Below are 6,100 nucleotides of genomic sequence, written 5' to 3'. Positions count from 1 at the left end.
GACCAGAGTGTGGCAATCACCACCACGCCAGTCCTGGATACCGATAACCACTTTATCGGCGTCACCAGCGGCAGTGACGGCATCCTGTCGGGCGGTATGGACGTGATTACGTTCACCGGTCTGAATCCGGGTACTTATGATTYCGTACTGACCCTGAGCGGCCAGAACGTCAGCTTCGACGGCGCTCTGACCAACCTGAACGGCCAGACCGGTTCTGCCTACTCGTTCGGCAAGTATCGCTTCTTTGGTGTGGAATATACCGGCGCGTCCCCGTTCACGCTGGAGCTGCATGGCACCGCATTCTCGGGTGCAACCTATAGCGGTGAAGTGACGGTGTCGCCTGTACCGGAACCAGCAACCTATGGCATGCTGCTGGCCGGTCTGGGCCTGGTGGGCGCAGTGGCCCGCCGTCGTAAATCTACTTCGCGCGGCGCTTAAAATCGCGCAGGCGGAAGCCAAGCATAAACAGAATACTGAAATAGACTAAGCCACTTACGGCAATCACTAATACCAAGGCGCCAGCGCGTAAAAAGGGATGTGCGCGCATGGCGATCCAGTCAAATTGGGACGCGCCGAGCCAGGCGACCAAGCCCATCACCGCTACCGCGAACAGCAGCTTCATAAAGAACTTCGGCCAGCCCGGCGCGGGCTTGTAGATGTCGCGTTTGCGCAGGCCGCGATAGAGGAAGATCGCATTCAGCGTGGCGCCCAGGCCAATCGACAGCGCCAGTCCTGMCACCTTGATGAAGGGGACAAAGATCGCGTTCATCAGCTGCGTCGCAATCAGCACGCCAATCGCAATGCGCACCGGCGTACGGATGTTCTGCTGGGCGTAGAAGGCCGGCGCCAGCGTCTTCACCAGGATGATGCCGGTCAGCCCGGCGGCATACGCCATCAGCGGCTGGGCCGACATGCGGGCCGCTTCATCGCTGAACTGGCCGTAGTGGAAGAGGGTGGCGATCAGCGGCAGGGCGATCACCGCCATGCCAACGGCGGCAGGCAGCACCAGCAGGAAGGTCAGGCGCAAGCCCCAGTCCAGCAGGGACGAGTATTCCGCATGGTCGCCTTCCACATTGGCTTTCGACAGGCTTGGCAGCAGGATAGTGCCGAGCGCCACGCCCAGCAGGGCGTTAGGGAATTCCATCAGGCGGTCGGCATAAGTCAGCCAGGAGATGCTGCCCTCTGGCAGATACGACGCGATGGTGGTATTGATCATCAGGCTGATCTGCGCCGCCGACACGGCAAACACGGCCGGTCCCATTTTCTTCAGCACGCGGCGCACGCCCGGATCGCTCAGCCCCCATGCCGGATTCCAGGACAGCTTGGGCAGCATGCCCACGCGCACCAGGGCCGGGAACTGGATTGCCACCTGCAAAATGCCGCCCACCATCACGGCGATCGCCTGCGCGTACACCGGCTGCTCCATGAAAGGCGCCAGGAACAGGATGCCTGCGATCAGCGCGATATTCAGCAGCACGGGCGTAAAGGCAGGAATCTTGAACTCGCGCCAGGTATTCAGCACGCCGCCCGCCAGCGCCACGAAGGACATGCAGGCAATGTACGGGAACATAATGCGCGTCATCCACACCGCATCATCGAAGGCCGTGCCCTTGGACAGGCCGGACGCGATCAGGAACACAAAGACCGGCGCGCCAATCACGCCGATGGCGCTGACGATCACCGTTGCCCATACCAGGGAGTTGGCGACGTGGTCGACCAGGGTCTTGGCCGCCTCCTGGCCTTTAACATTTTTATATTCGGCTAAAATAGGCACGAAGGCTTGCGAGAACGCGCCCTCGGCAAACAGCCGCCGCAGCAGGTTCGGAATGCGGAATGCAACGTTGAACGCATCCGTATAGGCGCCGGCGCCATAAGCGCGGGCGAACAGCGTGTCGCGCAGCAGGCCGGTGATACGGGACAGCATCGTCATGCTGGAGATGGCGGCGAGGGTCTTTAGCAGATTCATGGGCTGCGATTATAGCGAAACCTGCAACGACTCGACATTTGGAATTGCCCTGGCGGCAAATTCCCGCTATAATTTAAGGCTGTACAGAATTCAGTAAGGCAGGCAAGAGGTTCCGCCGGCTCTGAAAACACCGGTTTGGCAAACTATTGTTTGCGAACGAACTTTGACAACGAATTAGGATTTCTCATGGCAAATACCGCACAAGCACGCAAACGTGCTCGTCAAGCTGTTAAGGCAAACGCTCACAACTCTTCGCAGCGTTCCACTCTGCGCACCGCTATCAAGGCTGTGCGTAAGGCAATCCAGGCTGGCGACAAAGCCGCTGCTACCCAAATCTTCCAGTCCTCCGTGTCGACCATCGACTCGATCGCTGACAAGAAAATCATCCACAAGAACAAGGCTGCTCGTCACAAGAGCCGTCTGGCAGCTGCCCTGAAGGCACTGTCCGCCTAAGTTCGTGTGCGGCAGCGATAGCTGCCAAACTGGTGTACCGAATAACCCGCATGGCGTTGCGCCATAGCGGGTTTTTCGCTTTGATCAATTTGGTTTCAGGTCGTCCGGGGACACTTCGCGCCATTCGCCCGGCAGCAAGGGATGGCTGGACAGCGAGATGCCGCCGATGGAGGCGCGCACCAGGCGCAGGGTCGGCAGGCCGACGGCGGCCGTCATGCGCCGCACCTGGCGATTCTTGCCTTCCTGCAAAGTGATCGCCAGCCAGGTGGTCGGCTTGTCGGCGCGCACGCGGATCGGCGGATTGCGCGGCCACAGCCATTCYGGATCGGCGATGCGCACCGCCTTGCAGGGCAGGGTGGTGAAGTCGCCCAGGTCCAGTGGGGCTTGCAGTCTGGCTAATGCTTCCGGCGTGGGAATGCCGTCCACCTGCACTAAATAGGTCTTGGCTTCCTTGCGGTCCGGGTGGGCAATCCTGTGCTGGAGCTTGCCGTCATCGGTGAGCAGCATCAGGCCTTCGCTGTCATAGTCGAGGCGGCCTGCGGGGTAAATCTTCGGGATATCGATGTAGTTCGCCAGGGTTTCCTTCTCGCCGGATGGGGAGAACTGGCACAACACGTTGAATGGTTTATTGAATAATATGAGTGGCATGGCGCGATTGTAGCGCCAACCAAAATACTCGTGCATAATGTGGCAAGCTAGTGTCTTATGTTTTATAGAAGACTTGAGGCGAAGAACCCCAACCCGGAGAACACGATGTACCAACATATCAAAGTACCCGCCGACGGCCAGAAGATCACCGTCAACGCCGACTTCACCCTGAATGTGCCGGATGCCCCGATTATTCCTTACCTGGAAGGTGACGGTACTGGTGTTGACATCACGCCGGTGATGATCAAGGTGGTGGATGCAGCCGTGGCCAAGGCTTACGGCGGCAAGCGCAAGATCAGCTGGATGGAAATCTTCGCGGGCGAGAAGTCGACTACCGTGTACGGCCCGGATGTGTGGCTGCCGGAAGAGACGCTGCAGGTACTGAAGGATTATGTGGTCTCCATCAAAGGTCCTCTGACCACTCCGGTCGGCGGCGGCATTCGTTCCCTGAACGTGGCCCTGCGCCAGGAGCTGGACCTGTATGTCTGTCTGCGTCCGGTGCGCTACTTCAAGGGCGTGCCTTCGCCGGTACGCGAGCCGGAGAAGACCGATATGGTCATTTTCCGCGAGAACTCGGAAGACATCTACGCGGGTATCGAGTGGGCCGAAGGCTCCGATGGCGCCAAGAAAGTGATCGATTTCCTGGTCAAGGAAATGGGCGTGAAGAAGATCCGCTTCCCTGAAACTTCGGGCATCGGCGTGAAGCCGGTTTCGCGCGAAGGCACCGAGCGCCTGGTGCGCAAGGCGATCCAGTACGCGATCGACAACGACAAGCCGTCGGTGACCATTGTCCACAAGGGCAATATCATGAAGTACACCGAAGGCGGCTTCCGTGACTGGGCTTACGCGCTGGCACAGAAGGAATTCGGCGCCGAGCTGATCGACGGCGGCCCATGGTGCAAGTTCAAGAATCCGAAGACCGGCCGCGAGATCACCATCAAGGATTCGATCGCGGACGCCTTCCTGCAGCAGATCCTGCTGCGTCCGGCGGAATACTCCGTGATCGCCACCCTGAACCTGAACGGCGACTATATCTCCGACGCACTGGCGGCCCAGGTGGGCGGTATCGGCATTGCGCCGGGCGCCAATATGTCCGATTCCGTGGCCATGTTCGAAGCCACTCACGGCACCGCGCCGAAGTATGCCGGCAAGGATTACGTGAACCCGGGTTCGCTGATCCTGTCCGCGGAAATGATGCTGCGCCATATGGGCTGGACCGAGGCGGCTGATCTGATCATTTCTTCCATGGAGAAGTCCATCACCTCGAAGAAGGTCACCTACGACTTCGCGCGCCTGATGGAAGGCGCCACCCAGGTGTCGTGCTCGGGCTTTGGCCAGGTGATGATCGAGAATATGTAATGAGCCGCGCTTAGCGCGCCGCCAGCCCCGCGCTCCGCAAGGACGCGGGGCTTTTTACATCTGCCTGGCTATGACGCCCAGGACTGCCACCAGAACCGACATCAGCAATCCGATCTGCCATCGGAAAGCGGGCTCAAGCCTTTCGAGGCGCGTTGCAAGTGTCTGGTGTTGAACTGCGAGCGCATCATGGCGTTCGCGTTGGGCGGCGAAGCCTTCGTCCATGCGCTGCCGCAGCTGGAGCTGGGGCTGGCAGGAAAGCTGTTCGATGCTGTCCTCGGGAGGCGAGGAGGGGCGTTCAAGCGGGTCGTGTGGCATGGTGCGCTCCGGTTCCCGCTGCGGACGAAAAAAAACCCCGCAGGGCGGGGCTTTTTGAGTCCGAGGCTGAGATCAGGAAGCCTGGATGTTGGAAGCTTGCTTGCCTTTAGGGCCTTGCGTGACTTCGAACTGCACTTTCTGACCTTCTTTCAGGGTCTTGAAGCCGTTCATGTTGATCGCGGAAAAGTGTGCGAACAAATCCTCGCCGCCATCATCAGGAGTGATGAAGCCGAAACCCTTGGAGTCATTGAACCACTTAACGGTACCAGTTGCCATAAAAAAAACTTTCAATTAAAAACGAATCACACGAGCCATAAAAGCAAGAAGCTTCCTGCCCCCTCCTCGACAACTCACTTCTTACCAACGTGTACATTTCTGCACAAAGTCGATATCGCATTGTTGGCGTAACAATTTTTAATGTCAAGCGGTTTCACTAGCACATCGTAAGATTTTTGCAACAGCTATTTTCGCAACTCTTGATTTTGGCGAGCAAGACACCATCTGCGTCAAAACCCGAAAGCGCGTAAGATGAGTAGAAACGGAAACGCGCTGCTAAATGGGCGTTGCATCTACCCTGAAAGCATTAGAATATAAGCGTATGGCAACCAAGCAAGACACAGAAACCGTCCTGGAGCGCCAAGCGCTAAAACCGCCCCCAATGTACCAGGTGGCGTTGCTGAATGACGACTACACCCCCATGGAATTTGTGGTGGCGATCATCCAGGAGTATTTCAATAAGGACCGTGAAACGGCCACGCAAATTATGCTGAGTGTCCATCGCTATGGCAAAGGTGTGTGCGGCGTTTTCTCTAAAGATATAGCTTCAACCAAAGTGGAGTTTGTTTTAACGCATGCACGCAAGGCGGGGCATCCCCTGCAATGTGTGATGGAGGAAGTATGATTGCGCAGGAATTGGAAGTAAGTTTGCACATGGCGTTTGTCGAGGCCCGGCAGGCACGGCACGAATTCATTACGGTGGAACACCTGCTGCTGGCGCTGTTGGACAATCCGTCGGCCGCTGAAGTGCTGCGTGCCTGCGCGGTCAATATTGAGGACCTGCGCAAGACTCTGACCAACTTTATCGGCGATAACACCCCGACCGTGCCCGGCACTGGCGAGGTGGATACCCAGCCAACGCTCGGATTCCAGCGCGTGATCCAGCGCGCCATCATGCACGTACAGTCTGCCTCGAACGGTAAAAAAGAGGTTACGGGCGCGAACGTGCTGGTCGCCATCTTTGGCGAAAAGGATTCGCACGCTGTTTACTACCTGCACCAGCAGGGCGTCACCCGCCTGGACGTGGTGAACTTCATTTCCCACGGCGTTCGCAAGGACCAGCAAGTCGACTCGACCAAGGCC

At 58.1% G+C, this 6,100-nt stretch carries 9 protein-coding genes; 5 read left to right on the top strand and 4 right to left on the bottom strand.

Annotated elements, in window-relative coordinates:
• Positions 1–438 (top strand): FxDxF family PEP-CTERM protein (locus AB4Z11_RS19950; RefSeq protein ID WP_442027143.1); only part of this gene is annotated, 438 nt, incomplete at its 5' end.
• On the opposite strand, the gene murJ is transcribed toward AB4Z11_RS19950, so the two are convergent.
• Complete coding sequence (gene murJ / locus AB4Z11_RS19945; protein ID WP_442027142.1) at positions 419–1,966, bottom strand: murein biosynthesis integral membrane protein MurJ; 1,548 nt, start codon at positions 1,964–1,966, stop codon at positions 419–421. The genes AB4Z11_RS19950 and murJ overlap by 20 nt on opposite strands.
• Before the next feature lie 186 nt (positions 1,967–2,152).
• Here murJ and rpsT point away from each other — a divergent pair, with 186 nt between their 5' ends.
• On the top strand, positions 2,153–2,419 hold the full coding sequence (gene rpsT / locus AB4Z11_RS19940; RefSeq protein ID WP_442027140.1) for a 30S ribosomal protein S20: 267 nt from the start codon (positions 2,153–2,155) through the stop codon (positions 2,417–2,419).
• 84 nt (positions 2,420–2,503) lie between these two features.
• On the opposite strand, the gene AB4Z11_RS19935 is transcribed toward rpsT, so the two are convergent.
• Entirely contained in the window at positions 2,504–3,067 is a 564-nt protein-coding gene (locus tag AB4Z11_RS19935) for a pseudouridine synthase (protein ID WP_442027139.1), read from the bottom strand.
• 105 nt (positions 3,068–3,172) lie between these two features.
• On the opposite strand from AB4Z11_RS19935, the gene icd reads away from it, so the two are divergent.
• Complete coding sequence (icd, locus tag AB4Z11_RS19930; RefSeq protein WP_442027137.1) at positions 3,173–4,426, top strand: NADP-dependent isocitrate dehydrogenase; 1,254 nt, start codon at positions 3,173–3,175, stop codon at positions 4,424–4,426.
• 54 nt (positions 4,427–4,480) lie between these two features.
• Here the strand turns inward: icd and AB4Z11_RS19925 are convergent, their stop codons facing one another.
• Both AB4Z11_RS19925 and cspE read right to left on the bottom strand, forming a co-directional pair.
• Positions 4,481–4,741 (bottom strand): hypothetical protein, encoded by a 261-nt coding sequence (locus tag AB4Z11_RS19925; RefSeq protein ID WP_442027135.1) that lies wholly within the window; start codon positions 4,739–4,741, stop codon positions 4,481–4,483.
• Positions 4,742–4,813: 72 nt separating this feature from the next.
• Positions 4,814–5,017, bottom strand: a complete 204-nt coding sequence (gene cspE, locus AB4Z11_RS19920) for a transcription antiterminator/RNA stability regulator CspE (protein WP_107141363.1) — start codon at positions 5,015–5,017, stop codon at positions 4,814–4,816.
• Positions 5,018–5,339: 322 nt separating this feature from the next.
• Here cspE and clpS point away from each other — a divergent pair, with 322 nt between their 5' ends.
• Positions 5,340–5,642 (top strand): ATP-dependent Clp protease adapter ClpS, encoded by a 303-nt coding sequence (gene clpS, locus AB4Z11_RS19915; protein WP_442027144.1) that lies wholly within the window; start codon positions 5,340–5,342, stop codon positions 5,640–5,642.
• Positions 5,639–6,100 (top strand): Clp protease N-terminal domain-containing protein (locus tag AB4Z11_RS19910; protein ID WP_442027134.1); only part of this gene is annotated, 462 nt, incomplete at its 3' end. The genes clpS and AB4Z11_RS19910, both read left to right, overlap by 4 nt.

Source organism: Pseudoduganella sp. RAF53_2, assembly GCF_052113985.1.
Classification (GTDB): domain Bacteria; phylum Pseudomonadota; class Gammaproteobacteria; order Burkholderiales; family Burkholderiaceae_D; genus Rugamonas.
This window is presented reverse-complemented; position numbering and strand designations above follow the sequence as displayed.